Source organism: Chryseobacterium sp. Leaf394 (assembly GCF_001424105.1).
Taxonomy (GTDB): Bacteria; Bacteroidota; Bacteroidia; order Flavobacteriales; family Weeksellaceae; genus Chryseobacterium.
Map to the genome: position 1 here is coordinate 1 of NZ_LMQH01000002.1, position 2,999 is coordinate 2,999.

The 2,999-nt window shown below is 36.6% G+C and carries 3 protein-coding genes; 1 reads left to right on the forward strand and 2 read right to left on the reverse strand.

Going from position 1 to position 2,999, the window contains the following annotated elements:
• The first annotated feature begins 192 nt into the window (after nucleotides 1–192).
• Nucleotides 193–342 carry a hypothetical protein gene (locus ASG21_RS20120; protein WP_157844493.1) on the forward strand — a complete coding sequence of 50 codons (150 nt, stop codon included), beginning with the start codon at nucleotides 193–195 and terminating at the stop codon, nucleotides 340–342.
• Nucleotides 343–996: 654 nt separating this feature from the next.
• Here ASG21_RS20120 and ASG21_RS00020 read toward each other — a convergent pair.
• On the reverse strand, nucleotides 997–1,488 hold the full coding sequence (locus ASG21_RS00020) for a low affinity iron permease family protein (RefSeq protein ID WP_056074375.1): 492 nt from the start codon (nucleotides 1,486–1,488) through the stop codon (nucleotides 997–999).
• A gap of 2 nt (nucleotides 1,489–1,490) precedes the next feature.
• Nucleotides 1,491–2,327: a GLPGLI family protein gene (locus tag ASG21_RS00025; protein WP_056074379.1), complete on the reverse strand. Its 837-nt coding sequence runs from the start codon at nucleotides 2,325–2,327 to the stop codon at nucleotides 1,491–1,493.
• Nucleotides 2,328–2,999: the final 672 nt, after the last annotated feature.

Below are 2,999 nucleotides of genomic sequence, written 5' to 3' on the forward strand. Positions count from 1 at the left end.
CATATTTATTTAACATAATTAAGCAACAGACTGATTGTGTGGGGAGAAAATGTGTTGGAGGGTTGGAGGGTTTGAGCGTTGGAGGGTGTGAGGGTTCGAGGGTGCGGGAGTTTGAGGGTTGGAGCGTGAAGGGATGATTGATTTAGGGGTATTGCATTGTTGTGGTGGAGTATTGTTGTGAATAGTCTTTAGATGGCACTCCTACGGAGTGCTGTGATTTTTGGAATGGTTGTTTCTACGCAGATGGCACTCCGAGGGAGTGCGATGTCGGTGCGTGTGATTTTGCTGTATGGATTTTTGACAAACGTGGCATTCATAACAGGTGTCGGCGTAAGACTGTGATTTTCTGAGTGGTTATGGGCGGGACGTCCGCACCAGCGGTGAGATTTTACTTTGATGCTTTTATACCTCGATGCGTAAAAGGTTGATTTTTGCGTGGAAGTAACCACCCCAGTCTAAAATCTGCGATTTTTGACATCTCCTCCAAAGGATGGGAATGGTTCAACAGGGTATTGGAAATAAGGGAAGTTTGGTTTTTTACTGCTGGCCGGACTGAAAATGTGGTGAGAATCGATGTTTGAAACTTTTGAATTGAAGTTTTGGCTTTCCGGTTATGGTTTTTGCTGCTTTCTATAATGAGATTGTTANCAATTGTTTACTGGTGATTGCTTATTACTTATTACCCATTGCCCATAACCTATCAAAATTCAACAGTTCTTAAAAAGCGGAATCGTTACTAGCCCCGATGGAAACGGCATCCTTTTTTGTGGCTGACGGAATGAAATAGAGGCAGCCGCAAAAAAGATATAGTGGACAGCGGGTTCCCGGCTCCTGAAAATATGAGTAATGAGTAATGAGCAATGAGTAATGAGTAATGAGTAATTAACATTGAGCAATAGGAACGTAATGATAATTTATTAAGTTGTAGAGGAGAAAATTTATTATGTTTTCTTTGAGATGTACTTTTGAAAATTACTCAGATAGGATTTTGATACTTCAGCTTCCAAAATTATGAGTCCTCTTCCACTCTTCATGTCTCTTTTTAAATGCATCATATTTATCATGATGATTTTTTCTGGCTGCATCTATGGAGTGCGAGGTATGAATGTCTAAATCTTTTTCAGCTAAATCTGCCAGTTTTTCGTAGTAAAAGTGTAGTTGATCGAGCTCCTTTTCTGAAAGGTCTTCTATATCAACAATACGGTTGCTGGCTTTTTCGTTGCTCGATATTAATTCGTTCAGTTTGATCTGAATGGCCTTGGAATCTTTGTTCTGCGCTTTCTGTATTAAAAAAACCATCAAAAAAGTGATAATTGTAGTTCCTGTATTAATCACTAATTGCCACGTTTCGGAATAATTGAAAACCGGTCCTGTAACTGCCCAGATAATAACAATTAAAAACGCAGCAATAAAAGCTGTTGAACTGCCTGTGAATTTCGCTGATCTATTGGCTAATTTCTCGAAGAATGAATTCTCTGCTTTGCTCATAATTATTTTTCAGGATAATGGACTGCTTTGTCGATTTCGATAGGATTGTTGTTTTTCCTTGCTCTTTCCTGAGCCATCCTGCTCAGGTCGTGGAACTGGTCTGCACTTTTAACCTCAATGTTGTTGAACATGAATTTTGCCTGCGGATCTGTATTCTTTTTATAATGTTCTCTAAACTCACGTAAAGGATCATTAAAGTTATCCAGCAAAAGTTTGTCATATTTTTTCTGAGTAAGAGGTATGGCCGTTTGCCCGCCCCAATTTTCAATAATCTCTCTTGTGGAATACGTTTCTATTAGTCTGTAGCTTTTTAAAAGTTTAAAACTAAAATTCTTAGCTGTGTCTTCTATTTCAAAAATTAAACCTGGGAGGCCTCTGAATTTATACGGGCCTTCGCTAATGGCGGTTTCTTTATTAAACCAGGCTGTCCAGCTGCGGCCGCCAAATTTCGTGGTTGCTTTCTGCAGGATATAGTTTCCGGACATTTTGGTTTCTGAAGATAAATTCCATGTCATTTCATCCCTGCTTTCTATCACAAACAAATGGTTTACATTAAAATAATTTTTGTGCTGATACGCATCTTTTTTTCTTACAACCGAGGGAAGATCATCCCACATCAGATTATGATTATCCGGATTTTTCTTATTTAGCGAATCTGTTTCTACATAAGCGTAAGGGTAGAATTTAGTTTCTGAGGGATTGATATCCAAAACCATGGGCTCTTTACGGGTACTGGAAGATGTAGAATCTTCTTTAAACTGAAATTCGTACACAAACCGATGCGTTTGTGCGGAAATGAGGGTTCCCAAAAAAAGGAGAGCCAATATTATTTTCTTCATTTGTTGGATTTTAAAATGATTAAAAGACGTTGACTAAAGTTAATGCTTTTCTGCATTGATGAATAAAAAAGAAATGCTTTTGAGAAGACTCTATTAAGAATGATAAAACTAATTTATCATCGATTAGTAATGCTTCAAAAATATTTCAAAAAACAAGCTCAGCAACACCAGCGACGCGCATGTCAAAATATCCTTTCTGTTAAATTTTAGAATTAAGATTAAAATGATAAACTGTGAAGTACGGTAAATTAACTCTGCAGATATTCTGTCATCGGATGGCGGGATGACACTTTCACATAGAGCCGAAAGCCCAACTTTTAATTTAAAAAACATATAAAAAGGGTTTATTAAAATCCGAATCAGAAAGCTTAAATACAGAAATTTCAATATTTTGAATTTTTTGATGCCAGATATACAATAAACGTAAAAAGTTGCCAGTAATAAAGAGACAATTACGACGTACAAAGATTTCTCCAGTTCTGTACTGATGATTTTTGTAGCGGATACAAATAGGTTTACTGATTCGTAGCTGAACGGTAAAAGGATGATGACAGATAAATATTGCAGGTATAACTTTAGTGTCATATGTATTACTTTCCAAACGATTAAATGTTTACAAGAGTATTGAAAAACAATAAAGATTAGAAAAATTTTTCAAGTTTTAAAAAAAAA

Bases quoted from the DNA above. Each gene is read 5' to 3' on its own strand.
- ASG21_RS20120 (WP_157844493.1), top strand. From the start codon at position 193: ATGGCACTCCTACGGAGTGCTGTGATTTTTGGAATGGTTGTTTCTACG.
- ASG21_RS00020 (WP_056074375.1), bottom strand. From the start codon at position 1,488: ATGAGCAAAGCAGAGAATTCATTCTTCGAGAAATTAGCCAATAGATCA.
- ASG21_RS00025 (WP_056074379.1), bottom strand. From the start codon at position 2,327: ATGAAGAAAATAATATTGGCTCTCCTTTTTTTGGGAACCCTCATTTCC.